We start from the raw sequence: 24,454 nt of genomic DNA, 5'->3' as shown, positions 1-24,454 counted from the left end.
GTGAACTGGGCCTTGAACTTGTCGAACGACCCGAACGCCTCGTCGATCGCCGCCGCCAGCTCACCGGTCGGCTTGTCCCCGCCCTCCGGCGACAGGATCTTCCACCACACCACGTGGTTGGCGTGCCCGGCCAGGTTGAACGCCAGCGTCGTCTCCAGGCCCACGATCGAGCCGAAATCGCCCGCCTCGCGCGCGGCGGCGAGCTTGTCCAGCGTGTCGTTCGCGCCCTTGACGTAGGTCGCGTGGTGCTTGCTGTGGTGCAGCTCGTTGATCTCGCCCGAAATGTAGGGCGCGAGAGCGCCGTAGTCGTAATCGAGTTCGGGCAGCTCGTACCGGGCCATGGGCCCTCCTTCTGGTCGACGCGCGGTTTTGCTTGGCGGCTTCCCTCGCGGGAGCCTTCTGAAACCGAGCCTCGTACTTCAAGCTAGGTGGAGGTCAACCGGCTGTGACCCGGGTCATGCCGAGGGATCGCGGTACTGCGCGAGGTCGCGGGCCAGTTCGTCGAACACCGCCACGTTGTGCTCGAACGCGACCACGGATTCGTCGATCACCCGGGCGCGGTCGTCCTCGCTCCACGGCGCCTCGTCGAGCTTCGCGCGATAGCGGTCGCGGAACGCGGGGGCGCTGCCAATCTCGTCGAAGCGGTAGAAGAGTGTGCCCGCCTCGGCGAGGTCGAACTTCTTCTCCAGCAGCCGCCGGATGATCTGGCCGCCGGCGATGTCGCCGAGGTAGCGCGTGTAGTGATGTGCCACGAACCCGCCGGACCAGCGTGACGCCTCGGCGATCCGCGCGGCGTAGGCCTCGGTGGCGGCGAGCGGGGCGATCTCGGTGCGCCAGCCGGGGCCGACCAGGCGGGCGAGGTCGCGTTCCAGCGCGGGCAGCCGGCGCAGCTCCTCGAACACGAACTCGCCGCCGACCGGGTCGTCGGCCATCGCGTCGCCGGCGCGCTCGATGGCCTGGTAGATGAAGTAGTACTGGGTGGCGAGCGCCGCGTAGCCCGCCAGCGTCAGCTCGCCGCCGAGCAGCGCGTTCATGTACGTGGAGTGATTGGCCTTGTCGTGCACTGTCCTCGTGGACGCGCGCAGCTGTCCGGAGAACGGGCTGGCTTCGAGGTCCGCGGTCACCGTCATCAAAGGCCTCCGACGTTCTTTATGACAAGCTGTCAGAAAGAACTGTAGGCCACGACCCGCACTTAGGCTACCCTAAAATCAGCCGTTTTCACTCGAACCTACCGCCCGGCGGACGAACCGCACGGCGGCTTCGATGGCGTCTTCCAGCTGGTCAGCGGGCACATCGATGACCTGGCGGCTGCCGAGGGCCGCGGTGATCATCGGGACCACCACGTCGAGGTCCTGCGCGGGCCAGCTGCCCGCGTCGACTCCGGCGAGCAGCACCGAGCGCAGCTGTTCGATGATCGGGTCGGCGTGCGCGCTGATCCGCTGATACGCCGCGGGCGCGAGCGCGGACTCCAGCGCGGTGCCCGGCGGGAGGTGGTGTTCGGCCAGCACGCGCAGCTGCAGCCGGACGAACGTGGCCAGCTGGGCGACAGGGTCGGCTTCGGCGTCCACCGCCGCGCGCAGCCGCTCGACATACCGCGCGGCCTCGTCTTCCACGAAGGCGACGAGCAGGCTTTCCTTGTCCGGGAAGTGGTTGTACATCGCGGTGCGGCCGAGCCCGGCCTCCGCGGCGACGCCGGCGAGCGTGATCGCGTCGAACCCGCGCTCGTACAGCTGCGCGCGGACGACGTCGAACACCCGTGACCGCACTTCGCGGCGGTGCGCTTCGAGCGAACCGCCCAGCACCTTCGGCACTCGCGCCACCCCTTCCCGTGCGAAACACTTTAGGGGACCGCGCAAAACGAATCAGTCGTCGAGCGTCCAGGTGTGCACCGGCTCGCCCTCCGCGGAGAGCTCGAGGTACCGCCGCAGCATCCAGTTGAGCGCGGTTTCGCGGTCCGCTCCGCGTTCGTGCGCGCGCAGCACGTAGTCCCGCTGCCAGGTCGCGCCGCTGCGGCGGGCGAGGCAGCGGCGTTCGATGATGCCGAGGTAGCGCACCCGGGCCTCGTCGGACACGTCCGAACGGCGCAGGCCTTCGTGCGCCAACGGCAGCAGCACGCGCAGCGCCAGTTCGTCCGGCGGGATCCAGCCGATGCCGGGCCAGTACAGCTGTGCGTCGAAACCCTTCCGCGCGCCCTCGTACAGATTTTCTTCCGCTGCCTGGAACGACATCTGCGACCAGACCGGACGCTCCTGCTCGGCCAAGGCGCGTTGCGCGCCGTAGAAAAACGCCGCGTTGGCCACGATGTCGGCGACCGTCGGGCCGGCGGGCAGCACGCGGTTTTCGATGCGCAGATGGGGCAGGCCGTCGACGACGTCGTACACCGGGCGGTTCCATCGCCAAATCGTTCCGTTGTGCAGCCGCAGTTCGGAAAGTTTTGGCGCCTGCCCGGATTCCAGCGCTTCGATCGGGTCCTCGAGATCAGTCTCCGGCAGTAGACCTGGAAAATAGCGGACGTTTTCCTCGAACAGGTCGAAGATCGACGTGATCCACCGTTCGCCGAACCACACCCGCGGCCGGACGCCCTGGTTTTTCAGCTCCTCCGGCCGGGTGTCGGTGGCCTGCTGGAACAACGGGATCCGGGTTTCGTGCCACAGCGCCTTGCCCAGTAGGAAAGGAGAGTTCGCGGCGACCGCGATCTGCACGCCGGCCAGGCATTGCGCGGCATTCCAGTGCGCCGCGAATTCCTCGGGGGCCACTTGCAGATGTAATTGGACCGAAGTACAGGCGGCCTCCGGGAGAATGGACTCCGCGTAGTGCCGCAGCCGTTCCGGCTGGGCCCCGGGCAGCGCGGGCCCGTCCATCGCGAGAGCGATCCGCTCGCCGCGCGCGGCGAAGATCTCGTCGTTCAGCGACGAATAGCGCGTTTTGTGGGAAAGCCACTTTTGGTCGAAGTGTTCCGGGCGCAGCGTCGGAAGAACGCCGATCATGGCCACCGTCGAGCCGGTGTGGGCCGCGCTTTCCCCGGCTTTCGCGAGGTAGGCGTGCAGGTCTTCTTCCAGTCGCAGCGCGGAATCCCCGGCGAGCGGGCGCGGCGGCACGTTGAGTTCGAGGTTGTGCTGGCCGAGTTCGGTGGTGAACGCGTCGTCGTCGAGCGCCTCCAGCACGACCGAGTTGGTCATCGACGGACGCAGCTGCCCATCCACCAGGTTCAGCTCGACTTCGAGGCCGATGTTCTTGCGGGGAAAGGAAAAGCTGCCGTCGGTGAGCATCCGCGCCAGGGTGTCCAGGCAGCGCTGGACCTTCCGGCGGTACCGTCCGCGATCGAGCCGGCCGGGGTGTGCCGAGAGATCCGTACCCATTGTTCGACGCGCTCCTTGGCTGCTGTCCGCAGTGGTCTGGGCGGCTAGTACGCCAGGCAGACCACCGTCGCACAGCGGGTGGCGATGGGCTAGCGGCCAAACTGGTGCTCTCCGTCACCGGAAGTTGACCCTGCGCGAAAATACGCCGTTTGCAGTAAATGGCGCCACGCGTTCGGACCAATCGGCGCGGGTTCGGGCGGGTGCGAGACTGTCCGATGTGGCTCAACTGATCTTCACCGAGGACCGGGCGCATCCGGGGCTCGACGACTTCCGCGACCTGTCCACAGCGGACCGTCGCCCGGACCGCCCCGGCGGGCGCGGGCTGGTGATCGCCGAAGGAACCGTCGTGGTCGGACGGCTGCTTGCTTCGCGCTATCCGGTGCGAGCGCTGCTCGGCGTGGAGAGACGGCTGCGGGAACTGGAAAACGAACTCGCGGCCGTCGACGTGCCGGCGTATGTGACGTCGGCGGAGACGATGGCCGACGTGGTCGGTTTCCACCTCAACCGCGGCGTGCTCGCGGTCGCGGACCGCCCGGAACCGCCGACGGTTTCCCAAATCGTGGACAGCGCACAGGTTTTGGCGGTTCTCGAAGGCGTCGGCGACCACGAGAACCTCGGCGCGCTGTTCCGCAACGCGGCCGCGCTCGGCGTCGGCGGGATATTGCTCGGTCCAGGTTGTTCGGATCCGCTTTACCGGCGCAGTGTGCGCGTTTCGATGGGACACGTGCTGCGCGTCCCGTTCGCGACTTTCGACAGCTGGCCCGGCGGGCTGGATGTGCTGCGGGCACGGGGTTTCACGGTGGCCGCGCTCACGCCGCGCGCGGATTCCGTGCCGCTGCGCGGATTGCGCGAGAAGGTGCCGGGCCCGATCGCGCTGCTGCTCGGCGCCGAAGGACCGGGGCTGACCGACGAGGCGATCGAGGCCGCGGACGTCGCGGTCCGCGTGGAGATGGTGTCCGGCGTCGACTCGCTGAATGTCGCCACGGCCGCGGCGATCGCGTTCCACGAAGTCTCGGCGGGGGTCTCCCCACTAGAGTGACCCCCGGCACGTTTCTTGCGGGGAGGGGCACCATGGAGCTGCGGATCCGCGGCGAGCAGGCGGTGCTGGCCGGGCCGGGCGGCGAGCACGCGCGCGAGGTCGACCCGCGCCGGCTCGCGATCGGCGCCGACCTGGCGCAGGACCTGCACGAGTGGGCGCGCGTCGCGTCGGCGGTGACGCGTTCCGAGTCAGACGCCGATGTCGCCGGTTCGGTCGTGTCGCAGCGCGGCCGTCAGCTTGCCGCGCGCCTGGCCGCGGTGATGGGCACCGAGGTGCGTTTCGTCGATCCGGTGACTGGTGTGGAGACGGTGGTCGAACCGCCGCCGCGGCCGGATCAGCCCGCGCGGGCCGCGACTCCGAACGAGCCGACGCCTTGGTTTACCGGGCTTACGGTGTCGGCTTTCGCGGCTGCCGTGGTGATCGTGGCGATGCTCGCGCTGGCTGGCACGCTCGCGCGGGAGACGAGTACCTGGCTTGCGTTGATCGCGTCGCTGGTGGTCACCGGCGGGGTCGCGCCGTCGCTGTGGCTGGGGCGGAAGGTGCCGATCCTGCGCTGGGCGGTGTACGGCGCGGGCGGCGGGCTGGCGGTCGCGTGGATCGGCGTGCTGGCCACGGTGTTCTGACTCGCGGATACTGAGCCGATGGCTCCGCTCGACCAGCTGCGCGCCCTCTGCCTCGCCCTGCCCGAAGCCACCGAACGGCTCAGCCACGGCGAACCGACGTGGTTCGTCGGCGGGCGCAAGACGTTCGTGATGTTCGCCGACCAGCACCACGACGACCGGCTCGCGTTCTGGTGCCCCGCGCCGCCCGGCGTACAGGAGGAATTGGTGCGGACCGAGCCCGAGCGGTTTTTCCGGCCGCCCTACGTCGGACCGCGTGGGTGGCTCGGCGTGCGGCTTGACGTGGACGTCGACTGGGTCGAGGTGGACCAGATCGTGCGTGAGGCTTATCGGCACGTGGCGCCGAAGAAGCTGGCCGCGTTGCTGGACGCATGAAAGCCGGAACGCGCTGGGCGGTTCCGGCTTCAAGCCAGTCAGTCAGGTCAGCCGCGCTGGGTGCGGACTCCGAGCAGCACGTCCTCCCAGGACGGCACGATCGGATGGTTCTTCTTCGCCTTCGTGCGCGGCTGCTCGGCTTCGTCGCCGTCAGACTCGCCCGGGACGCGCGGGATTTCGCGGGTCTCGTCGTCGCCCTCGTCCGGACCCTCGATGGCGCGCGGCTCCTCGACGGCGTCGAGCGTCGGCTGCACCACCGAATCACGGGCCGGGGCCAGCGCGCGCACGGTGCGCGGGGCGACGTACGAGTTCGGGTTCAGCAGGACTTCGGCGTTCTCGTCGAGCGCGTGCACCGTTCCGCCGTGTGCGCCGGGCGAGAACGACCAGTGCGCGCGGTTGTCGGAGCGGCCCGCTTTCCAGCGCAGCACGACGACCCACTTGCCGTCGTCGCCGCGCCAGGCGTCCCACGAGGCCTGGTTGTAGTCGTGGCCGCGGACGCCGAAGGCGTAGGCGATGACCTCGCCGAGCGTCTGGACGTCGGGCCCGTCCTCGCGGACCGGGTGCGCCGACTGCGCGAGCTCCGCCGTGCGGGACCGTTCGAGCAGCACCGGGTAAGCGAAGCGCTCCACCCGCTGCGTCGAGACGCCCGCGCTGCTCGCGACCTGCTCGACGGACTCGCCCGCGCGGATTCGCGCCTGGATCTCGCGTGGCCGCATCTGGCTCTCCAACTCGATCTCGATCTGGCCCAGCCGGGCTATGTCCCCCCTCGCCGCCGCACGCAGTCTCTCGTCGGCCGGGAGCAGGAAGCGGGTACGGCTCGCCGGGTCCTCCAGCACGAGGGACTTCCCGTCCTCGTGCAGCCCGACCACCCGCAACGCCCGCATTTCTCGCCTCCCCGGTGTTCACCTTTGTGGGTGCCCACGTTAGAACGGCGCGTCGGCTTGACGTGCGAGGCGCGCCGACGCCTCACCCATCCGAACTCAATCCGACGACACTTTCCCGGCCATTTTCGTGGTCCCGCTGATCGGTTACCGCCGTGACACGCCGACCACGGTGTGTCACGAACGAGTGGTCGTCAACGCGAACCGCCCCGCGAGCCGGGCGGCAGGCGGGGCGGTTTGGGCGTTTTTCGTTCAGCCGAGCCGTTCCACGACGTATTCGATGCTCTGGGTGAGCTTCGTGACATCGTCCGGGTCGATCGCCGGGAACAGGCCGACGCGCAGCTGGTTGCGGCCCAGCTTCCGGTACGGCTCGGTGTCGACGATCCCGTTGGCGCGCAACGCCTTCGCGACCGCGGCCGCGTCTACTTCGTCGGCGAAGTCGACCGTGCCGACGACCTGCGAGCGCAGCTCCGGGTTCGTCACGAACGGCGTGGTGTACGAGGTTTTTTCGGCCCATTCGTACAGCCGGGTCGAGGATTCCTTGGTGCGCGAGGTGGTCCAGTCGAGGCCGCCCTGGCCGTTCATCCACTCGATCTGCTCGGCGAGCAGGAAAAGCGTGGAGACGGCGGGGGTGTTGTAGGTCTGGTCCTTGCGCGAGTTGTCGAGCGCCGTGGTGAGCGACAGGAATTCGGGGATCCAGCGGTCGCCGCCGCCGATCTCGCCGATCCGCTCGATCGCGGCGGGCGAGGCGAGCGCGATCCACAGCCCGCCGTCGGACGCGAACGACTTCTGCGGCGCGAAGTAGTAGACGTCGAAGTCCTCGGCCTTGACCGGAAGGCCGCCAGCACCGGACGTCGCGTCGATCGCGACCAGCGCGCCGTCGCTGCCCTCGGGACGCTGCACCGGCACCGCGACACCGGTGGAGGTCTCGTTGTGCGCCCAGCCGACGAGGTCAGCGCCCTGCTGGTAGGCGATCTCCGGCGCGCTGCCCGGGTCGGCCTTGACCACGACCGACTCGCCGAGGAACGGGGCCTTGTTCGTGACGGTCGCGAACTTCGACGAGAACTCGCCGTAGGTGAAGTGCTGGGCGCGCTCGCGCACGAGGCCGAACGCGGCGGCGTCCCAGAACGCGGTCGTCCCGCCGTTGCCGAGGATGACCTCGTAGCCGTCCGGGAGCGAGAACAGCTCGGACAGCCCGGCGCGCACGCGGCCGACGAGCGACTTGACCGGCTTCTGCCGGTGCGAGGTGCCGAGGTAGGTGGAACCGGACCGGGCGAGGGCGGCGAGCTGCTCTTCGCGGACCTTCGAGGGTCCGCAGCCGAAGCGGCCGTCGGCCGGCTTGAGGTCTGCTGGGATCGTCAACTCAGCGTCGGTCATGTGCGTAGTCTCTCAGGTCGGGACAACGCAGGTAACGGCGGTTGGCGGGTGTCCGACATGTGGAATCGTGACGGAAACGCACGGTTACCGGCCGCGCTGGGGGTGGGTTGCGCTCTTCGCCTTGGCGGCGTTGGTGCACCCGTGGGATTCGACTGCGCTGATCGGCCTTCCGGTCGGGCTCGCGGTGACGCTGCTGCTGGTTTTCGTGCCGCGATGGCCGCGGTGGTCGTTCCCGCGACGGCTGGCCCCGCCCGCGGTGTTCGGGCTTTCGGCCGGATGCGCTGGGCTGGTTGCGGCGGGCGTGATCAAGGAACCACCGGACCCGGACGAGGTCGGCTCGGCGCTTTTCGTGGTCATGGTCGTCGCCGCTTTCCTCGTGGGCTCGCTGTGGTGGTGGCGGCCGTGGCGTCGCCTGGCCCGCGTGCGGCCGAAGGGACCAATGCGCGAGGTCCGCGCGACGCTCGACGGGGATACCACTCAGTGGGACCACGGCCAGGAAATCCCGCATCTGCTGCGAGTCACGGTTCGCCCGCGCGGCTTCCTCACGCTGCTCGACTGCCCGCCGGAGCAGGCACTCGAACTCCGGCGAACCGGACGGCTGCGACTGGACGAGCCGGATGCGCGAGGCCGGGTCGCGGTGGAGATCGGCGGGGTGCTGACGTCGGGGAGCTACACGACTGATCCGACAGGACTGCCCACGCGGAAGCTCTCGATGCGAAGGCTGCGCTGGCGGGCCGCCGTCGCCGCGCCCGCCGCGGTGCTCGCGGTGGCGGTCGCGGTAGGCGGCGCGGTCGCGGCGTTCTGGTTCCTCGGCGGCTCCGGGTGGCCGGTGCTGATTCCCGCGCTGTTCTGGGGCGGGTTCGCGGTGGCGTGGGCCGGGCACATCCGGGCGGCTTGGCGATCCGGGTACGACTCGCTCGGCCCAGTCTGGGCGGCGCTGCCCGACCGGCACGTATGGCCCGATGATCTGGTGAGCGGCTGGCTCGTGCTCGAACCCGGCTGGTCAGGGCGGTTCAGCATCGAGCACTGCCCGCCGGAAATCGCCGCCGAGCTGATCGAGCACCGGCGGCTGTGGGTGTTCGGCCCGCCGCGGCTGGGCGGGGTCCTCGTCGGCCTGCCCGGCCAGGACTTCTACGCGGAGGCGTGGCTGTCCCCGACGGGACGGCCTGCTGACCTCGACGCCGAAGAACCCGACCTCGACGCCGAAGAACCCGACCTCGACGCCGAAGAACCCGACCTCGACGCCGAAGCAGAACCCGACGTCGAGGTCGAAGCGGGCTGACTCAGCGCCACCCGTTCTCGTCCAGCCCGCCGGGGATGGGCGCGGCTGGGTCGTACGGTGTGCGGCTGAAGATGAACGTCGCGAGGTTGAGGTGGTTCGCCGTCCCGTCCGCGGTGCGGCCGACGGTGAGTGTTTCGCCTGCGTAGTAGCCGTCGAGGCCGATCCAGGTGTCCGGGCCTTCGGGGCGGAAGCGCGACGCTCGCCCGGCTCCGACGGCTGGTGGAACGAGAGCCCGACCTTGACGCCGCAGAACCCGACGTCGAGGTCGAAGCGGGCTGACTCAGCGCCACCCGTTCTCGTCCAGTCCGCCGGGGATGGGCGCGGCTGGGTCGTACGGTGTGCGGCTGAAGATGAATGTCGCGAGGTTCAGGTGGTTCGCCGTCCCGTCCGCGGTGCGGCCGACGGTGAGGGTTTCGCCTGCGTAGTAGCCGTCGAGGCCGATCCAGGTGTCCGGGCCTTCGGGGCGGAAGCGCGAAGCCCGTCCGGCTCCGACGGCCGGGTTCAGCGAGATCAGGCCGTCGCCCTGCACGCGCAGGAAGTACGGCGACGGGCCCCAGTGCCACAGGCCGGTCAGTGCGAGCAGTTCCGGGTCCACAGTGGACGGAAGCCACTCGTCGGGCAGCGTGGGTTCGAGGTCGTCGGTGGTGGTGAGCAGGTCCAGGCAGAGCTGCGTGATGCCGACGCCGCCGGTGGAGTTCGCCAGGCACAGCGCGCCGGTGCCGCTGCGCGGGTCGACCAGGGTCGCGGCGAGGAAGCCGGGCATCGAGCCGGTGTGCCCGGCCAGGTGCCTGCCCTGGTAGCGCACGACCATCAGGCCGAGGCCGAACCCGGTCGACCACACCTCGGTGTCGTCGACGGTGTTCATCGTCCGCATTTCGTCGACCGTGTCGGCGGACAGCACGCCGCCGGTGTGGCCGCCGAGGAACGACGTCCAGCGGCCGAGGTCGGTGATCGTGGACCAGAGCTGGCCGGCCGGGGCCATCGCGCCGGCGTCCGGCCACTTCTCCGGCAGCAGCACGTCGGCGAACGGGTGCACGGCGAATCCCTCGGCGTGCGCGCCTTCCGGGTGCGGGGTCGTGCGGTTCATGCCCAGCGGGGTCAGGATTTCGTCGCGCACGACGTCGTACCAAGGACGCTCGCGGTGCCGGGCGACCAGTTCGCCGAGGACGCCGTAGCCGACGTTCGAGTAGTGGAACTTGGAGCCGGGACGCAGCTTCGTCGCGCCCTTCTCCAGGCTCGCGACGAGCGCCGCCCAGTCCGCGCCGGGCGCGCGTTCCCACCACTGGCCGGGCGATTCCGACGTGAGGCCGGACGTGTGCGACAGCAGCTGCGCGACGGTGACCGAGCCGAACGCGGTGCCCGGCAGGTGCCGTTCCAGCGGGTCGGTGAGGTCGAGTTTGCCCTCGTCGCGCAGCCGCATGACCGCGGTCGCGATCATCGTTTTGGTGATCGACCCCAGCCGGTACTGCGTGTCGTCGTCCGGGCGCTGGTCGCCGACGCGGCCGCGGGCTCCGGACCAGACGACCTCGCCGCCCCGCACGACAGCGGCGAGCAGGGACGGGGCGCGGCTGACGGACTGCTCCCGCGCGAGCCGTCGGTACAGGGCGAGTTCGGTGGAGTCGAGCATGGGCGTCATTCTGCCCGGGCGGCTCAGCCGAGCAGTTGCCGGTCCAGGGCCGTCGTCACCGCCGCCGTGCGGTCGGAAACGCCGAGCTTCGAGAACACCCGCAGCAGGTGCGTTTTCACCGTCGCCTCGCCGATGTGCAGCTCGCGGCCGATTTCGGCGTTGGTGCGGCCCTTCGCGACCAGCCGCAGCACTTCCACCTCGCGCGCGGACAGCGGCGAGGCCGGCGTCGGGTTCCGCATCCGGTGCACGAGCTTGCCCGCGACCGACGGCGCCAGCACGGTCTCGCCGCGATGCGCGGCCCGGATCGCACCGGCCAATTCGGTGCGCGACGCGTCTTTCAGCAGATATCCCGACGCGCCCGCCTCGACCGCGCGCAGGATGTCCGCATCGGTTTCGTACGTGGTGAGCACGACGATCCGGCGCGCGGGCGTCTCCTTGAGGATCGCGTGGATCGCGCCGACGCCGTCGAGGCCCGGCATGCGCAGGTCCATCAGGATGACGTCGGGCTGTTTCACGCGGTCCAGCGCCACCGCTTCGTCGCCGGAACCGGCTTCGCCGACCACCGTGAGGTCGTCCTCGGCTTCGAGCATGCCGCGCAGTCCTTCGCGCACCACGGGATGGTCGTCGACGAGCATGATCGTGATCACGCGGGCACCTCCAGTTCCAGTTCGGTGCCGCCGTTCGCGCCGGTCCGCACTTCCAGGGCGCCGCCCACCTGCTCGGCCCGCGAACGCATGCCGCGCAGCCCGAATCCGGTTCCGTCGGCGTCCGGGGTGAAGCCGCACCCGTTGTCGGCTACCCGCAACCGTATCGCTCCGTCCACAGCGGACAGCTGTACGCGGACGAGCGTCGCACCCGAATGCTTGCGCACGTTCGACAGCGCTTCCTGCGCCGCCCGCAGCAGCACCACTTCGACCGCAGTGGACAGTGGTGGCAGCGCTTCGTCCACTTCGCACTCAACCGGAATGCCTAGTTCCTCGGCGAGCCGATCTGCCTGACGCTGCACGGCTTCCGGCAGCGATCCAGTGGCCAAATCGGACGGTGCGAGCGCGGCGACCATCGCGCGCGCCTCGGCGAGATTCTCGCGCGCGGTACGGCCCGCGAGCGCGAGATGTCTGCGCACTGTGGACAGATCAGTGTCCAGTTCGGACTCGATCGCCTGGGTCAGCGTGATGATGCTGGTGAACCCCTGGGCGAGCGTGTCGTGGATTTCCCGCGCCAGCCGTTCGCGTTCGGCGGCCGTGCCCGCTTCCCGCGACAGCCGCGCGACTTCGGCCTGGCTCGATTCAAGTTCGCGGATCAGCTCGGCGCGGGCGCGGCTCTGCTGCAGGACGTCGCTGGTGAACTTCCCGGCCAGCACGCTGAAGACGATGAGGATCGCGGTCATCGGCAGCAGGACCGACAGCAACTGGTTGTCCCAGCCGCCGTTCACCACCGCGGAGACGGGTTCGAGCAGGATCAGCAACGTCGTCGCCACGATCCCGGGGCGCAGCTCCAGCAGCATGAACACCAGCGGGCAGGCGAGGAACAGCACGAAGCTCGCCGCGGTGGTCGCGAGAATGGCGGTGGCGCTCAACGCGATCAGCGCCACCGCCGCGACGACCCGGGTGGTCTCGTTGTCCTCGCCGTGCACGACGCGCCGTCCCACGGCCAGATACCCGACGGCGATCGCGCCCAGCGCCGCTTCGGCCACGATCTTCGCGGCTGCCGAACCGTCGTTGATGAGCACCAGGACCGCGGTCGCCGTGTAGGCGACCGCGAACATCACCTCCCAGGACCAGTACGAGCGCTCCCACGCGTCGGCCTGGGTCACTTCGCTTCGTTCGTCCACCGGAACGTCACCCTCGCGAGCACCAGGCCCACCACGCACCACACCGCCAGCACCAGCGCCACCTTCGGAAGCTCCCATGTCCCCGCCATCTCCTGGGTCGCGGCCTCCGGCGGCAGGAACACCGAGCGGAAGCCCTGGCAGATCCATTTCAGCGGGAAGAACGACGCGACGTCGACCATGATCCTCGGCAGGTGCGTGATCGGCGTGACGAACACCCCGGAGATGAACTGCAGCACCAAGTACACCAGCTGCACCAGCGCCACGGTTCCGGTCGCGGACCGGGCGACCGAGCTGATCGCGATGCCCAGCAGCGTCGAGGAGACGATCCCGAGCAGCAGCACCCAGACCAGGGTCAGCCACTTCGCCGGGTCGGACGGCAGTTCGAGCCGGAACATCAGCATCGCGACCGCGCCCATCAGGACGGTCTGCGCCACGCTGGTCACCGCGACCATCACCATCTTGCCGACGAAGTACGCCGCTGCCGGCATCGGCGTGCCGCGCAATCGTTTCAGCGCACCGATTTCCCGGTCCGCCGCGATGCCGATGCCGACGCTGTTGAACGACGTCGACACGATGCCCGCGCCGATCATCCCGGCGGCGAGCAGCTGCCCGGACGACACCCCGGTCTGCGCGGTCGGGCCGTCGAGGATGGAGCCGAGCAGGATCATCAGCACCGCGGGCAGCGAGAAGGTGAACACCACCTGCTCGCGGTTGCGGAAGAACTGCCGCAATTCGAGCGCGCCGCGGGCGAGGCCGAGGCTGAACGTGCCCGGTACGGCCATGGTCGTGGTCACGGTTTTTCCCCGATCAGGTCGAGATAGACGTCTTCCAGGCTGGGGCGCGTCACGGTGAGGCCGGCGAGTTCCCCTTGCGCGCCGGCGAGTTGCGAGACGAGTTTTGTCGGGAACTGCGTGCGTTCCTCGTGACTGCCGCGATCGTCCTGCCACCGCACGACGGCCTCGGCGCGTTCGCGGCCGCCGAGCGTCGCCGGCGTCCCCTCCGCGACGACCGAACCTCGGGCAAGCACCGCGAGCCGGTCGGCCAGCGCTTCGACCTCGTCCAAGTAATGCGTGGTCAGCAGGATCGTGGTGCCCTCGTGGGCGAGCCCGTCGATGAGCGCCCAGAACTGCCGCCGCGCCTCGGGGTCGAATCCGGTGGTGGGCTCGTCGAGGAACAGCAGTTCCGGACGGCCGACGATGCCGAGCGCGACGTCCACGCGGCGGCGTTGCCCGCCGGACAGCGACTTCACCCGCGCGCCCGCCTTCGCGGTGAGGCCGACCTGGTCGATCACCTCTTCCGGATCGCGCGGGTTCGGGTAGTACTTCGCGAAGTGCCGCACGGTCTCCGCGACGGTCAGTTCCGCCGCGTCGGTGGCCGTTTGCAACACGATGCCGAGGCGGGCGCGCCACGCGCGTCCCGCGGTACCCGGGTCCTCGCCGAGGACAGCGGCTTCCCCCGCCGTTCGCCGCCGGTGCCCCTCCAGGATCTCGACGGTGGTCGTTTTGCCCGCGCCGTTGGGCCCGAGCAGGGCGAACACCTCGCCGTCGTGGATGTCGAGATCGATCCCGGCCACGGCGAGGTGGCCCGGGTACTCCTTGCGCAGTCCGCGCACTCGCACTGCTGTGCTCATGTCGTCAAGAGTGCGCCGCGAAGGCCGGTGAGCGGGACGTCCGGGCAGTGGAATCCGGCTGTCCACCGAACGGTGGACACGCTGGTTTCCCGTGGAACCACGCGACCCGCTGTTGACAAGTTGTCTAACATGACAAGATGTCTCACAAGCAGGTGACTGCCAGCGACGGAGTCCGCCTTTCGGTCCGGGTGAGCGGCAACCCGGACGGGCCCACAGTCGTGCTCGTGCACGGGTACCCGGACAACAGTTCGATGTGGGACGGCGTCGCCGAGGAGCTGCGCCGCGAGCATCGCGTGGTCGTCTACGACGTGCGCGGCGCGGGCGAATCCGACAAACCGCGAGCGCGCCGGGCGTACCGGCTCGATCAGCTCGCCGACGACCTCGCCGCGGTGGTCGGCGAGGTGCAGCCGGCAGGCAAGGTCCACCTCGTCGCGCACGACTGGGGTTCGATCCAGGCCTGGCACGCGGTCACCGGCGACCGGCTGCGCGGCCGGATCGCTTCGTACACCTCGCTTTCCGGGCCCAGTCTCGATCACGCGGGCGCGTGGTTCCGCGACCAGCTGACCCGGCCGACGCCGCGTCGCCTCGGGCACGCGTTGCGGCAGTTCCTGCACTCGTATTACATCGTCGCGTTCCAGGTTCCGCTGATCCCGGAACTGTTGTGGCGCACCGGAATCATGCGCACGATGATCCGGAAGCTGGAGCCCGCCGAGGCGTCGCCGAAGACGGCCGACGGCGTGCACGGCCTGAAGCTGTACCGGGCGAACATGGGGCCGCGGCTGTCTCGGCCGCAGCCGCGTCCGGCGGAAATCCCGGTGCAGGTGCTCGCGCCGACCGGCGACTCGTATGTCACCGCGCCGCTGCAGACCGAGGTCGAACGCTGGGTGCCGGATCTGCATGTCCGGCGTGTGATCGGGTCGCACTGGATCACCCGGACTAAGCCCGCGGTGGTTGCTTCTGCGGCTGCTGAACTGATCGCGTCGGTGGAAACCGGCGAGGAAACCCGCGCACTGCGTCGCGCTCGGGTCGGCGGCTCGAGCGGTCGCTTCGCGCATCGTCTCGTCGTCGTGACCGGCGCGGGCAGCGGGATCGGCCGGGAGACCGCGCTGGCGTTCGCGGCCGAGGGCGCGGACGTCGTGGTCAGCGACATCAACGGCGATTCGGCCGCGGAAACCGCGAAACTGGTGCGGGAGCGCGGAGTCGACGCCGGTGAGTACACAGTGGACTCTTCGGACGGCGAGGCGGTCGCCCGGTTCGCCGAGCAGGTGCGCGATGAATTCGGCGTGCCGGACATCGTGGTGAACAACGCCGGGATCGGCATGTCCGGCCCGTTCCTCGACACGACGATCGAGGACTGGGAGAAGGTCGTTGACGTCAACCTGTGGGGTGTGATTCACGGGTGCCGCGCGTTCGCGCCGATGATGAAGGAACGCGCCGAGGGCGGGCAGATCGTGAACCTCGCTTCGGCGGCGGCTTATCTGCCGTCAAAGATTCTCACCGCCTACGGCACCACGAAGGCGGCTGTTCTGGCGCTGAGCAATGGCCTGCGTGCGGAGCTGGCGGCCGAGGGAATCGGTGTCACAGCGGTGTGTCCGGGACTGGTGAATACCAACATCACCAGCACCACCAAGTTCGTCGGCGTGGACGAGGTCGAGGAGAAGCGGCGGCAGAAGGAATCGTCGAAGCTCTACGCCCGGCGCAATTTCGGTCCGGAACGAGTGGCGCGCGATATTCTGCGGGCGGTGGAGAAGAACGTCGCGATCCAACCGTCCACTCCGGAAGCGAAGGTCGCGCTGGTCCTTTCGCGACTGACTCCGGGTTTGCTGCGTGCGGCGGCGAAACTGGACGTCACGCCGTGAGCCGTCCGCGTCGGATGACCGCGCAGGCCCGGCGGGACGACCTCATCGCGGCGGCGCTGGACCTGTTCGGCACCCGCGCACCGGAATTGGTCACGGTGGACGACATCGTGGCGCGCGCCGAGGTGTCGCGGCCGTTGTTCTACCGGTATTTCCCGAGCCTGCGGGAATTGCAAATGCAGGCATTGCGGACAGTCACCGACGGCCTCGTCGACCGGCTCGCGACGCTTGAGGAAGGCCCGCCGGAGGAACGGCTGCGCGCGGCCGTGCGCGGTCTCGTCGATGTCGCGGCGCATTACCGCGAGGGCTACGTTGCGTTGTTGCGCAGCGGTTCGGTGATCGCGACGTCGGAAACGGACGCGGCGATTGACGAGGTCCGCAACCGGGCCGTCGAGCTGATTCTGGAAGCGCTGCCGATCCCCGAACCGTCGCCGTTGGTGCTGCTGACACTGCGCTGCTGGACCGCCGTGGTCGAGGGCGCTTTGCTGTCGTGGCTGCAGGAAGGCACCGTGCCGCGCGAAACGCTGGACGGCTGGCTCGTCGATCAGCTCACCGCGATGCTCGCCGCCACCGACGCGCACCTGGCCAAAACGCCGTGAAGGACTCCTTGAGGGAATCAGATTCCCTCAAGGAGTCCTTCACGGACAAACGGCTCAGGCCTGCGAGATGAGGTTCCAGCCCTCGACCTCGGAAGGCGTGCGCGGGCCCGGGCCGACGTACTTCGCCGACGGACGGACCAGGCGGCCGGTCTGCTTCTGCTCCAGGACGTGCGCCGCCCAGCCCGCGGTGCGCGCGGAGGAGAACATCGCCGGCATCATGTGCGGCGGCACCTTCGCGAAGTCCAGGATCACCGCGGCCCAGAACTCGACGTTCGTTTCGATCGGGTGGTCCGGACGGCGTTCGCGCAGCTCGGCCAGCGCGGCCTGCTCCAGCGCGGCGGCCACCTCGTAGCGTTCGGCGCCCAGTTCCTTGCAGGTGCGGCGCAGCACGCGGGCCCGCGGGTCCTCCGCGCGGTACACGCGGTGGCCGAAGCCCATCAGCCGCTCCTTGCGGTCGAGGATGCCCTTGACCAGCGCGCGGGCGTCACCCGAGCGCTCGACCTCCTCGATCATCGGCAGCACGCGCGCCGGGGCGCCGCCGTGCAGCGGGCCGGACATCGCGCCGATCGCGCCGGACAGCGCCGCCGCGACGTCCGCCCCGGTGGAGGCGATGACGCGCGCGGTGAAGGTGGAGGCGTTGAGGCCGTGCTCGGCGGCGGAAACCCAGTACGCGTCGACCGCCTTGACGTGCGCCGGGTCCGGTTCGCCGCGCCAGCGGATCATGAACCGCTCGGTGATCGACTTCGCCTCGTCGACCCGCGACTGCGGCACCGCGGGCTGGCCGATGCCGCGCGCGGACTGCGCGACGTAGGACAGCGCCATCACCGAGGCGCGGGCGAGCTGGTCGCGCGCGTCGGCGTCGGTGATGTCGAGCAGCGGGCGGTAGCCCCAGATCGGGGCGAGCATGGCGAGCGCGGCCTGGACGTCGACCCGCACGTCGCCGGTGTGCACCGGAAGCGGGAACGGCTCGGCGGGCGGAAGCCCGTGCCCGAACCGGCCGTCGACCAGGAGGCCCCATACGTCGCCGAAGGTCACCTTTCCGGCGAGGTCCTCGATGTCGACGCCGCGGTAGCGCAGTGCACCGCCGTCCCGGTCGGGTTCGGCGATTTCGGTCCGAAACGCGACGACGCCTTCGAGGCCAGGCCGGAACCCGTCGTCTGCTTCGTTGGTTGTGCTGATCGTGGAGGTAGTCACTCTTCGCGAACCCTTTCGATGCGCATTCCCCGGCTGTGTTGTGCACGCGCGGACGGGATACACGCTGGCTCCTGGCGCGCCTCATCGCACGGTGGGACAAACCATGCTCCCTTTACCCGGCTGAGGCAACGGAAGAAGTCGTGGTTTCGGTCACGATTACGAGAACGATTCAGTCCAGGTGAGCCGGGGACGCCACTTTCTCCCGTCCAGTGAGGTGACCGCAGACTGGTACCCCGGTGGACGGGAGGTGAATCCCGGCTTGCCGAGGCGGACGGAGGTCACGCTCGGTGAGCGGGGCGGACACCGGGCGTCCGCCGGGAGTGGCAAGCCGCGGCCGGGCGGAAATTGCGGAATCCTCGCCGGCGCGTTCCCGGCTTGTCCGAATTCTTTTCGAGTTCGGTGAACGGGCGCGGTCCGCGCCACGTAAACACTGCGTTTCCGAAGCAGGCGGAGCGCGCCCTCCGGTGGTAGACCTTGGCCATGCACCTGAGCCCGCAGGAACGCGACAAACTGCTGGTCCATGTCGCGGCGGACGTTGCTCGCAAACGGCTCGAACGCGGTGTCCGGCTCAATTACCCCGAAGCCGTCGCGCTCATCACCGACTACGTCATCGAGGGCGCCCGCGACGGGCGCACGGTCAGTGAATTGGCCGCTGGCGGGCGCACCGTGCTGACGCGGGCGCAAGTACTTGACGGGGTGCCGGAAATGGTGGATTCCGTGCAGGTGGAAGCGACTTTCCCGGACGGCACGAAGCTCGTCACGGTGCACGAACCGATCGGTTGAGGAGGAATTCTTGCGGCCAGGCGAGATCATTCCCGGCGACGAGCCGGTGCCGCTGAATCCGGGCCGTGCCCGGGTCCGGCTGCGCGTGCGCAACCTCGGCGACCGGCCGGTGCAAGTCGGGTCGCATTATCACTTCGCCGCGGTCAATCCCGGCCTGGAGTTCGATCGCGCAGCGGCTCGCGGGCATCGGCTCGACGTGCCCGCCGGGACCTCGGTGCGGTTCGAGCCGGGCATCGACCGGGAGGTCGACCTCGTGCCGCTCAGCGGAAACCGGCGGGTGCCGGGGCTGCGCGCCGAATACGCCGGGGAGTTCTGATGCCGGAGATCGACCGCGCCCGTTATGCCGAATTGTTCGGCCCGACGGCCGGGGACCGGATCCGGCTCGCGGACACCGACCTGCTGATCGAGGTGACCGAGGACCGGTCGATGGGTCCCGGCGGCAGCGGCGACGAGGTGCTTTTCGGCGGCGGCAAGGTGATCCGCGAGTCGATGGGCCAGGGCATGGCCACCCGCGCGGAAGGAGCGCCGGACCTGGTGATCACCGGTGCGGTGATTCTCGACCACTGGGGTGTCGTCAAGGCGGACGTCGGCGTCCGCGACGGCCGGATCGTCGGCATCGGCAAGGCGGGTAATCCGGACACCATGGACGGCATTGATCCGGCGCTGGTGATCGGGCCGTCGACGGAAGTGCTGGCGGGCAACGGGAAGATCCTCACCGCGGGCGGCATCGACTGTCACGTGCATTTCGTCTGCCCGCAGCTGGTGGACACCGCGCTCGCGGCCGGACTGACCACTTTGGTCGGTGGCGGCACCGGGCCGAACGAGGGCACCAAGGCGACCACGGTGACTCCCGGCGCCTGGAACCTCGGCCGGATGCTGTCCGCAATGGACGGACTGCCGGTGAATGTGTTGCTGCTGGGCAAGGGAAACACGGTCCGGCACGAGGCGCTGCGGGAGCAGTTGGCCGCCGGGGCGGGCGGGTTCAAGCTGCACGAGGACTGGGGCTCGACGCCGGCCGCGATCGACGCTTGTCTCACGGTCGCGGACGAATCCGGTGTGCAGGTCGCGATCCACACCGACACTTTGAACGAGGCCGGGTTCCTGGAGTCCACTGTGGAGGCGATCGGCGGCCGGTCGATCAACGCCTATCACACCGAGGGGGCCGGCGGCGGGCACGCGCCGGACATCATCGAGGTGTCCGGGATGGCGAACTTCCTTCCGTCGTCGACGAATCCGACCCGGCCGCACACCGTCAACACTCTCGACGAGCACCTCGACATGCTGATGGTGTGCCACCATCTGAACCCGTCGGTGCCCGAGGATCTCGCGTTCGCGGAAAGCCGGATCCGGCCGAGCACGATCGCCGCCGAGGACGTCCTGCACGACCTTGGCGCGATCTCGATGATGAGTTCCGATTCGCAGGCAATGGGCCGGATCGGCGAGGTGATCATCCGGACCTGGCAGACCGCGCACGTGATGAAAGGCCGCCGTGGTGCGCTTCCCGGCGACGGTGCGGCCGACAATCTGCGTGCCCGCCGCTACGTCGCGAAGTACACCATCAACCCGGCGATCGCGCACGGGATGGACGCGGAGATCGGTTCAGTCGAGGTCGGAAAACTCGCCGATCTTGTGCTGTGGGAACCGAAATTCTTCGGCGTGCGCCCGCATGTCGTGCTGAAAGGCGGCTTCCCGGCGTGGGCGGCGATGGGGGACGCGAACGCTTCGATCCCCACGCCGCAGCCGGTGCTCGCACGGCCGATGTTCGGTGCCGCACCTGCCGCGGCAGCCGCGTCCAGCTTGCATTTCGTGGCTCCGGAAGCGTTGGATTCCGGCTTGTCAGAACGATTCCGCCTCACCCGGCCGTTGGTTCCGGTCGCGAATACCCGCCGCCGGACGAAAGCGGACATGGTGCTGAACGACGCGACCCCGGCGGTACGAGTGGACCCGGACAGCTTCGCGGTGCGCGTGGACGGCGAGCTGATCGAACCGCATCCGGTGGCTGAATTGCCCATGGCGCAGCGGTATTTCCTGTTCTGATGGACCCGGTCGCCCTCATTCTCTCGGACTCCCGGTTCCCCGGTGGCGGACACGTGCATTCCGGCGGCCTCGAAGAGGTGGCGGCACGCGGCCTGGTCCGGTCCGAACGCGACTTGCCGGGATTCCTCTTTGGACGGTTGCGTACCGCGGGGCTCCTCGCCGCCGCGTTCGCCGCTGCCTCGGCGCATGCCGCTGCCCGAACCGTCGAGAGTGTCCATTGGCGACGGCTCGATCAGGAACTCGACGCCCGCACGCCTTCGCTCGCGCAACGGGAAGCGTCGCGGGCGCAAGGCCGGGGCACTGCGCGAGCCGGACGTGCCGCGTGGCCGTCGTCAGTGCTGTCGCAGCTGCTGGCCGAAACCCCGCGCCCGCATCATCCGATCATCAGCGGCGCGCTCGTCGGGATCGGTGGCGGCAGTCCGTTCGACGCGGCCATGGCGGTCGCCTATCTCGCCGTGAGCGGCCCGGCGAGCGCGGCCGTACGGCTGCTCGGGCTGGATCCGTTCGCCGTGAACGCGGTGGTCGCGCGGCTTGCCGGGCCGTTGCGCGAAGTCAGCGGACAGGCCGCCGAGACCGCCGGTGCCGATCCGGCCGATTTGCCAGCACCAGCGTCGCCGGCGCTGGATTTGTTCGCCGAGGAACACACTCGGCATCACCAGGAAGAGGTGCGTCTCTTTGCCAGCTGAACACGGTCACGGGCACTTCCACGCCGTCAACTTCGACCCGACTGCCGCCGAACCGGACCACTACGACGCGGCCCCGACCGCCGGGCGGGCGTACCGGATCGGCATCGGCGGCCCGGTCGGCAGCGGCAAGACCGCGCTCACCGCCGCGTTGTGCCGAGCGCTGGGCGGCGAATACAACCTGGCCGTGGTCACCAACGACATCTACACCACCGAGGACGCGGACTTCCTGCGCCGAGCAGGCGTTCTCGACCCGGAGCGGATCGAGGCGGTGCAGACCGGAGCCTGCCCGCACACCGCCATCCGCGACGACATCACCGCGAACCTCGACGCAGTGGAAAAGCTGGAGGAGAAGTTCCCCGGCCTGGAATTGGTCATCGTGGAAAGCGGCGGCGACAACCTGACCGCGGTCTTCAGCCGCGGACTCGCCGACAGCCAGATCTTCGTGGTCGACGTCGCGGGCGGGGACAAGGTGCCGCGGAAGGGCGGCCCCGGCGTCACGACGGCCGACTTGCTGGTGATCAACAAAACCGACCTCGCCCCGCTGGTCGGCGCCGACCTGACCGTGATGACCTCGGACGCCCACCACATGCGCGGCGAGCTGCCGGTGTTCGCCCAGTCCCTAGTGGACACTCCGGACGCTCCCGCCGTGGCGGACTGGGTGCGCTCGCTGGTGCCGGTCCGGCAGGGGTGAAGGCGCACGCGCGCTTGGTCGCCGTCCTCGACGACGGGCGGACGGTGCTGCGGGAACTGAAGTCGATGGCACCCCTGACGCTCGTCCCGCGCCGCCAGCGCAGCTCCGGCGCGATGGTGCACCTGGTCAACTCGGCCACCGCGCCGCTCGGCGGCGATGAGCTACGGCTCGAGATCCGAGTCGGGCCTGGTGCGGAACTGAAGCTGTCCGGCGTCGCGGCGACCCTCGCGCTGCCCGGTCTGCGCGCGGTGCCGAGTTTGTCCACTGTGGAGATCGTCGTCGAGGACGGCGGTTCGTTCGAGTATCTGCCGGAGCCGACCGTCGTCACCGCCCGGGCCGACCACGTCGCCGTGCTGCGTGCCGACCTGGCTGCTGATGCGTGGTTCCACACCCGGGAGGTGCTCGTCCTCGGCCGGGAGGGCGAGCGTCCGGGCCGGTTGTCGTCGACAGTGCACGTGACCTGCGGCGACGTCCCGGCACTCCGGCAGACGCAGACCGTCGGCGACCCGGCCTTGGACGCGAGCCTCGCGGTGCTGGCCGGCCACCGGGTGCTGGTCACGGAGATCGAGTTCGGCGGCCCGCCGCGGCGAGCGGAGTCCGGACCGTGGTGGTCGCGGACCCCGCTCGCCGCGGGCGGCACGCTGACGACCGCGGTCGGTCCGGACGTGGTGACCGCGTCGAGGCTCGGTTTAGCCGGCGGTGCGGAAAGTCGGCTCGGGCAGTGAGACCGGACCGGCTGTGCGGCACATGTCGTGGCAGCTGCTGTCGAGTGTGCAGCACAGCGAGCAGATCGCGCCGCCCTGGTTGGCGCAGTCGGCGATGTCGGGCAGTTCGTAGGCGTCGCCGCAGACCGAGCAGTTGTGCGTCGCGGTCGGGTCCTGGTCGGCCTCGGGGCCGGAAACGAGGTTGGGCCGCACCAGGTAGTACCGGCCGCGGGTGGCCGCCGCGAGCAGCGGCACCAGAGCAACGGCGATCACCAGCGCCAGCAGCGGGCTGAAGGCCGCTAGGTATTCGCCGAACGCGCCGAAGTACGCCGCGATCGACACCGCGGAAGCGATCACCATGGCGCCGAAGCCGACCGGGTTGATCTTGTGCAGGTAAGCCCGCTTGAATTCGATGTAGCGCGGGGAAAGGCCGAGCGGTTTCGCGATCACGAGGTCCGCGCATACCGCGCCGATCCAGGCGATCGCGACGTTCGAATAGAAGCCGAGGATCTTGTTCAGGAAACCGAACGCGCCGAACTCCATCAGCGCGAGCGCGATCCCGCAGTTAACCAGCACATACCAGGCGCGGCCCGGGTGGCGGTGCACTACGCGGGAGAAGAAGTTCGCGAACGACAGCGAGCCGGAGTACGCGTTCGTCGTGTTGATCTTGATCTGCGAAACCACCACGAACAACGCGGCGAAGGTGAGCGCGGCCGGTCCGAGCGCGGGCCGCACCGCCTCGAGATAGGGCGCGATCGGCTCCAGCGCCGCGGTCTTGCCGACCGCCCCGAGCGCGAGGAAGGCCAGCAGGGCGCCGCCGATCTGCTTGGCCGCGCCGAGCACCACCCAGCCTGGCCCGGCGGCGAGCACCGCGGCCCACCAGGAGCGCTTGTTCTCCGCCGTCTTCGCCGGCATGAAGCGCAAATAGTCGGCCTGCTCGCCGATCTGCCCGATCAGCGACAGCGCGATGCCCATCCCGAACCCGAAGCCGACCGCGGAGAATCCGGAACCCGCGCCCTCGATGCCGCCGAACGTCGCGAAATCGGCGAATCGGCCGGGTTCCCGCACGAGTACGACGACGAACGGCAGTACCAGTCCGGCGATCCAGATCGGCTGCGTCCAGGTCTGCATCTTCGCGACCGCGCCCATCCCGTAGAGCGCGAACGGCAGCACGATCAGCGTCGCCAGCAAGTAGCCGATCGGCAGCGGAATGCCGAGCGCCAGCTGGAACGCCTGACCCATGATCGAGCCTTCGAGGGAGAAGAAGATCACGGTGAAGCTGGCATAGACGAGCGAGGTGAGGGTGGACCCGAAGTAGCCGAATCCGGCGCCGCGGGTGAGCAGGTCCATGTCCACGCCGTAGGTCGCGCAGGCGCGCGCGATCGGTACGCCGGTCACGAAGATCACCACTGCGGCGGCCAGGATGGCGAGGACTCCTGAGGTGAAGCCGTAGGACAGCACGATGCTGGCGCCGATGGCGAAATCGGCGAGGTAGGCGATCCCGCCCAGCGCGGTCGTCGCGACGACGAACGGCGACCAGCGCCGGAACGATTGCGCGGCGAAGCGCAGCGAGTAGTCCTCGCGGTTCTCATTGGCGGCGAGCGCGGCGTAGGTGCGTTGTGGCTTTCGCGTGTCGTCGCGTTCGGACAGAGTTTCGGTCATCTGACCTGCCTCCGTAGCTGGGGACGGGTGCCGGAGCAGGTCGAAAGGTAGGTGCGGGCTGTATCGATCAGGGACCGGCCCGTGAACGGCGAGTTACAACTCGGCGTCCTGCGGTTACGGGCTCATGGCGGGCCGGGCGTGGCAGGAGTCACCGTTCGGTGGGTTTCGCCGGGACCGGCGACCCAATACCGTCGCTGGATAGCCGTGATTCGACACCCTCA

The 24,454-nt window shown here is 69.4% G+C and carries 26 protein-coding genes; 12 read left to right on the top strand and 14 right to left on the bottom strand.

What is annotated here, in order from left to right; all coding sequences use genetic code 11:
- The 4 genes from ABD156_RS46365 to ABD156_RS46350 form a co-directional block, all read right to left on the bottom strand.
- Window positions 1–341: superoxide dismutase (locus ABD156_RS46365; RefSeq protein WP_425546133.1), on the bottom strand; the 341-nt coding region annotated here is incomplete at its 3' end.
- Between the two features lie 114 nt (window positions 342–455).
- Entirely contained in the window at window positions 456–1,130 is a 675-nt protein-coding gene (locus ABD156_RS46360; RefSeq protein WP_344288379.1) for a biliverdin-producing heme oxygenase, read from the bottom strand.
- A 78-nt stretch (window positions 1,131–1,208) separates the two neighbouring features.
- Window positions 1,209–1,811 carry a TetR/AcrR family transcriptional regulator gene (locus ABD156_RS46355; RefSeq protein ID WP_344288377.1) on the bottom strand — a complete coding sequence of 201 codons (603 nt, stop codon included), beginning with the start codon at window positions 1,809–1,811 and terminating at the stop codon, window positions 1,209–1,211.
- A gap of 51 nt (window positions 1,812–1,862) precedes the next feature.
- On the bottom strand, window positions 1,863–3,359 hold the full coding sequence (locus tag ABD156_RS46350) for a glutamate-cysteine ligase family protein (RefSeq protein WP_344288375.1): 1,497 nt from the start codon (window positions 3,357–3,359) through the stop codon (window positions 1,863–1,865).
- A 217-nt stretch (window positions 3,360–3,576) separates the two neighbouring features.
- Between ABD156_RS46350 and ABD156_RS46345 the strand changes: the two genes are divergently transcribed.
- From ABD156_RS46345 to ABD156_RS46335, 3 genes are read left to right on the top strand one after another with little or no spacing between them, the layout of a single operon-like run.
- On the top strand, window positions 3,577–4,398 hold the full coding sequence (locus tag ABD156_RS46345) for a TrmH family RNA methyltransferase (protein WP_344288373.1): 822 nt from the start codon (window positions 3,577–3,579) through the stop codon (window positions 4,396–4,398).
- Window positions 4,399–4,430: 32 nt separating this feature from the next.
- The gene (locus ABD156_RS46340; protein ID WP_344288372.1) at window positions 4,431–5,021 is read left to right on the top strand and encodes a DUF2537 domain-containing protein; all 591 of its coding nucleotides are present in this window, start codon (window positions 4,431–4,433) and stop codon (window positions 5,019–5,021) included.
- 18 nt (window positions 5,022–5,039) lie between these two features.
- Window positions 5,040–5,393 carry an MmcQ/YjbR family DNA-binding protein gene (locus ABD156_RS46335; protein WP_344288371.1) on the top strand — a complete coding sequence of 118 codons (354 nt, stop codon included), beginning with the start codon at window positions 5,040–5,042 and terminating at the stop codon, window positions 5,391–5,393.
- A gap of 47 nt (window positions 5,394–5,440) precedes the next feature.
- Here ABD156_RS46335 and sepH read toward each other — a convergent pair whose 3' ends face one another.
- Both sepH and serC read right to left on the bottom strand, forming a co-directional pair.
- Window positions 5,441–6,277, bottom strand: a complete 837-nt coding sequence (sepH, locus tag ABD156_RS46330; RefSeq protein WP_344288370.1) for a septation protein SepH — start codon at window positions 6,275–6,277, stop codon at window positions 5,441–5,443.
- Between the two features lie 249 nt (window positions 6,278–6,526).
- On the bottom strand, window positions 6,527–7,651 hold the full coding sequence (gene serC, locus ABD156_RS46325) for a phosphoserine transaminase (protein WP_344288369.1): 1,125 nt from the start codon (window positions 7,649–7,651) through the stop codon (window positions 6,527–6,529).
- Between the two features lie 67 nt (window positions 7,652–7,718).
- Between serC and ABD156_RS46320 the strand changes: the two genes are divergently transcribed.
- Window positions 7,719–8,933, top strand: a complete 1,215-nt coding sequence (locus ABD156_RS46320) for a hypothetical protein (RefSeq protein WP_344288368.1) — start codon at window positions 7,719–7,721, stop codon at window positions 8,931–8,933.
- A 1-nt stretch (window position 8,934) separates the two neighbouring features.
- On the opposite strand, the gene ABD156_RS47960 is transcribed toward ABD156_RS46320, so the two are convergent.
- From ABD156_RS47960 to ABD156_RS46295, 6 genes are read right to left on the bottom strand one after another with little or no spacing between them, the layout of a single operon-like run.
- A complete protein-coding gene (locus tag ABD156_RS47960; RefSeq protein WP_425546135.1) occupies window positions 8,935–9,183 on the bottom strand; it encodes a DUF7586 domain-containing protein in 249 nt (82 codons plus the stop codon).
- Window positions 9,184–9,213: 30 nt separating this feature from the next.
- Window positions 9,214–10,560 carry a serine hydrolase domain-containing protein gene (locus ABD156_RS46315; RefSeq protein WP_344288367.1) on the bottom strand — a complete coding sequence of 449 codons (1,347 nt, stop codon included), beginning with the start codon at window positions 10,558–10,560 and terminating at the stop codon, window positions 9,214–9,216.
- 23 nt (window positions 10,561–10,583) lie between these two features.
- Entirely contained in the window at window positions 10,584–11,207 is a 624-nt protein-coding gene (locus ABD156_RS46310) for a response regulator (protein WP_344288366.1), read from the bottom strand.
- A complete protein-coding gene (locus ABD156_RS46305; protein WP_344288383.1) occupies window positions 11,204–12,325 on the bottom strand; it encodes a sensor histidine kinase in 1,122 nt (373 codons plus the stop codon). The genes ABD156_RS46310 and ABD156_RS46305 overlap by 4 nt, the downstream gene beginning before the upstream one ends.
- A 44-nt stretch (window positions 12,326–12,369) precedes the next feature.
- Window positions 12,370–13,185, bottom strand: coding sequence for an ABC transporter permease (locus ABD156_RS46300; RefSeq protein WP_344288365.1), 816 nt, complete (start codon window positions 13,183–13,185; stop codon window positions 12,370–12,372).
- The gene (locus tag ABD156_RS46295; protein ID WP_344288364.1) at window positions 13,182–14,021 is read right to left on the bottom strand and encodes an ABC transporter ATP-binding protein; all 840 of its coding nucleotides are present in this window, start codon (window positions 14,019–14,021) and stop codon (window positions 13,182–13,184) included. The genes ABD156_RS46300 and ABD156_RS46295 overlap by 4 nt, the downstream gene beginning before the upstream one ends.
- Window positions 14,022–14,173: 152 nt before the next feature.
- On the opposite strand from ABD156_RS46295, the gene ABD156_RS46290 reads away from it, so the two are divergent.
- Both ABD156_RS46290 and ABD156_RS46285 read left to right on the top strand, forming a co-directional pair.
- A complete protein-coding gene (locus ABD156_RS46290; protein ID WP_344288381.1) occupies window positions 14,174–15,880 on the top strand; it encodes an SDR family oxidoreductase in 1,707 nt (568 codons plus the stop codon).
- A 14-nt stretch (window positions 15,881–15,894) separates the two neighbouring features.
- Window positions 15,895–16,476: a TetR/AcrR family transcriptional regulator gene (locus tag ABD156_RS46285; RefSeq protein ID WP_116203364.1), complete on the top strand. Its 582-nt coding sequence runs from the start codon at window positions 15,895–15,897 to the stop codon at window positions 16,474–16,476.
- Between the two features lie 54 nt (window positions 16,477–16,530).
- Here the strand turns inward: ABD156_RS46285 and ABD156_RS46280 are convergent, their stop codons facing one another.
- A complete protein-coding gene (locus ABD156_RS46280; protein ID WP_344288363.1) occupies window positions 16,531–17,670 on the bottom strand; it encodes a citrate synthase 2 in 1,140 nt (379 codons plus the stop codon).
- Between the two features lie 480 nt (window positions 17,671–18,150).
- Between ABD156_RS46280 and ABD156_RS46275 the strand changes: the two genes are divergently transcribed.
- From ABD156_RS46275 to ABD156_RS46250, 6 genes are read left to right on the top strand one after another with little or no spacing between them, the layout of a single operon-like run.
- A complete protein-coding gene (locus ABD156_RS46275) occupies window positions 18,151–18,453 on the top strand; it encodes an urease subunit gamma (protein WP_344288362.1) in 303 nt (100 codons plus the stop codon).
- 10 nt (window positions 18,454–18,463) lie between these two features.
- Complete coding sequence (locus ABD156_RS46270; protein WP_344288361.1) at window positions 18,464–18,769, top strand: urease subunit beta; 306 nt, start codon at window positions 18,464–18,466, stop codon at window positions 18,767–18,769.
- A complete protein-coding gene (locus tag ABD156_RS46265; RefSeq protein ID WP_344288360.1) occupies window positions 18,769–20,490 on the top strand; it encodes an urease subunit alpha in 1,722 nt (573 codons plus the stop codon). Before ABD156_RS46270 ends, ABD156_RS46265 begins: the two co-directional genes overlap by 1 nt.
- Window positions 20,490–21,176 (top strand): urease accessory protein UreF, encoded by a 687-nt coding sequence (locus ABD156_RS46260; RefSeq protein WP_344288359.1) that lies wholly within the window; start codon window positions 20,490–20,492, stop codon window positions 21,174–21,176. The genes ABD156_RS46265 and ABD156_RS46260 overlap by 1 nt, the downstream gene beginning before the upstream one ends.
- A complete protein-coding gene (ureG, locus tag ABD156_RS46255; protein ID WP_344288358.1) occupies window positions 21,166–21,867 on the top strand; it encodes an urease accessory protein UreG in 702 nt (233 codons plus the stop codon). The genes ABD156_RS46260 and ureG overlap by 11 nt, the downstream gene beginning before the upstream one ends.
- Window positions 21,864–22,592, top strand: a complete 729-nt coding sequence (locus ABD156_RS46250) for an urease accessory protein UreD (protein ID WP_344288357.1) — start codon at window positions 21,864–21,866, stop codon at window positions 22,590–22,592. The genes ureG and ABD156_RS46250 overlap by 4 nt, the downstream gene beginning before the upstream one ends.
- On the opposite strand, the gene ABD156_RS46245 is transcribed toward ABD156_RS46250, so the two are convergent.
- Window positions 22,557–24,233 (bottom strand): purine-cytosine permease family protein, encoded by a 1,677-nt coding sequence (locus ABD156_RS46245; RefSeq protein ID WP_344288355.1) that lies wholly within the window; start codon window positions 24,231–24,233, stop codon window positions 22,557–22,559. The two genes, ABD156_RS46250 and ABD156_RS46245, sit on opposite strands and share 36 nt — an antisense overlap.
- Window positions 24,234–24,454: the final 221 nt, after the last annotated feature.

Origin of the sequence: Amycolatopsis albidoflavus (assembly GCF_039525725.1) — a bacterium.
GTDB classification, from domain to species: Bacteria; Actinomycetota; Actinomycetes; order Mycobacteriales; family Pseudonocardiaceae; genus Amycolatopsis; species Amycolatopsis albidoflava.
Note: the sequence above shows the minus strand (reverse complement) of the source record. Positions and strands in the feature narration are given on the sequence as shown.

Bases quoted from the DNA above. Each gene is read 5' to 3' on its own strand.
- ABD156_RS46360 (WP_344288379.1), bottom strand. From the start codon at position 1,130: ATGACGGTGACCGCGGACCTCGAAGCCAGCCCGTTCTCCGGACAGCTG.
- ABD156_RS46350 (WP_344288375.1), bottom strand. From the start codon at position 3,359: ATGGGTACGGATCTCTCGGCACACCCCGGCCGGCTCGATCGCGGACGG.
- ABD156_RS46340 (WP_344288372.1), top strand. From the start codon at position 4,431: ATGGAGCTGCGGATCCGCGGCGAGCAGGCGGTGCTGGCCGGGCCGGGC.
- ABD156_RS46335 (WP_344288371.1), top strand. From the start codon at position 5,040: ATGGCTCCGCTCGACCAGCTGCGCGCCCTCTGCCTCGCCCTGCCCGAA.
- sepH (WP_344288370.1), bottom strand. From the start codon at position 6,277: ATGCGGGCGTTGCGGGTGGTCGGGCTGCACGAGGACGGGAAGTCCCTC.
- serC (WP_344288369.1), bottom strand. From the start codon at position 7,651: ATGACCGACGCTGAGTTGACGATCCCAGCAGACCTCAAGCCGGCCGAC.
- ABD156_RS46315 (WP_344288367.1), bottom strand. From the start codon at position 10,560: ATGCTCGACTCCACCGAACTCGCCCTGTACCGACGGCTCGCGCGGGAG.
- ABD156_RS46305 (WP_344288383.1), bottom strand. From the start codon at position 12,325: ATGTTCGCGGTCGCCTACACGGCGACCGCGGTCCTGGTGCTCATCAAC.
- ABD156_RS46295 (WP_344288364.1), bottom strand. From the start codon at position 14,021: ATGAGCACAGCAGTGCGAGTGCGCGGACTGCGCAAGGAGTACCCGGGC.
- ABD156_RS46285 (WP_116203364.1), top strand. From the start codon at position 15,895: ATGACCGCGCAGGCCCGGCGGGACGACCTCATCGCGGCGGCGCTGGAC.
- ABD156_RS46275 (WP_344288362.1), top strand. From the start codon at position 18,151: ATGCACCTGAGCCCGCAGGAACGCGACAAACTGCTGGTCCATGTCGCG.
- ABD156_RS46265 (WP_344288360.1), top strand. From the start codon at position 18,769: ATGCCGGAGATCGACCGCGCCCGTTATGCCGAATTGTTCGGCCCGACG.
- ABD156_RS46260 (WP_344288359.1), top strand. From the start codon at position 20,490: ATGGACCCGGTCGCCCTCATTCTCTCGGACTCCCGGTTCCCCGGTGGC.
- ABD156_RS46245 (WP_344288355.1), bottom strand. From the start codon at position 24,233: ATGACCGAAACTCTGTCCGAACGCGACGACACGCGAAAGCCACAACGC.